The 998-nt window shown below is 35.2% G+C and carries 1 protein-coding gene; it reads right to left on the reverse strand.

What is annotated here, in order from left to right:
- Positions 1–98: 98 nt before the first annotated feature.
- On the reverse strand, positions 99–932 hold the full coding sequence (locus EI162_RS14295) for a hypothetical protein (protein ID WP_192524962.1): 834 nt from the start codon (positions 930–932) through the stop codon (positions 99–101).
- Between the last annotated feature and the right edge of the window lie 66 nt (positions 933–998).

Here is a 998-nt window from a genome sequence, read left to right on the forward strand (position 1 = left end):
GGTTGACATAGTTAAACCCTTATAAATCATAGCTTGTAGGGTTGTTTTACCATTTTCTAATGTGTTATATCAACACATTATTAAAACAGAGCCTTGTTTTAAAAACGTTTGATCTCTAAGTCGTTAGTTATTACAGTATAATTAATGTTCTTCGCACCTCCTAGTACCGTATAATTAACATGCTCAAGAGCATGCTGCGATGTATATAGATTAAATAACTCATCTAGAGTGTAGTAAAAACCGCAATCCTCCATTCCAAATACATAATCAAAAAACAACTTAGTCATAGCAGACTGCGGGTGGCTATCGTCTCGAAAATAATTATGGCGCCGACATACGCCCGTAGATATCTGACCGAAAACTCGTTCTATATGGCTGGAAATAGAACTTGATGGATGTTTCTGAGTAGTATTTGGTTTTTGAGAGGATTTAGCAGCCATTTCAACTGCTCTATATATTACATAGTGCATAACCGATACAGAGTTCTCTGCCAAACATGATCTAAAAAGGCTAAGCAACTTCTCAGTAATAGACGGATCTAAGTTATTTAATCTTGATCTAGTGGTCAAATAATTTAAACATTCACCTAGTTGTATATTTTTACAACAAATTCTAAACTGATTATCGGCGACTAAAGCATGGATGTCTTTCTTCGATTTAGCAGCAATCATTACTTTATTGAGATCATCAATGTCATAGGCGAACTCAAAAGTTGCCCGTTGATAATCAATCTCTAACTCCTGTTCCCCATTGATATTAATATATTTGAAATTATCTTCAGGAACCAATAAGAGCAGGTTCAGCTCTAAAAGGTGTTGAAGTAAATGTTCATCCAGCCAAAAGAATGGTGATAAAGGTAATGACTGAATGTTATGTAGAGAAATCGTAGTTTTTAAATCTTCTGTCCCAAGGCTTTCTACAGTCGCTGCCAATAGGAGTTTATGGTGTAATGGACAAAATTCATGCTAAAAAGTAGAAGGTAGTCGCTAATGGACATA

Source organism: Psychrobacter sp. FME6, from assembly GCF_014861365.1.
Taxonomy (GTDB): domain Bacteria; phylum Pseudomonadota; class Gammaproteobacteria; order Pseudomonadales; family Moraxellaceae; genus Psychrobacter.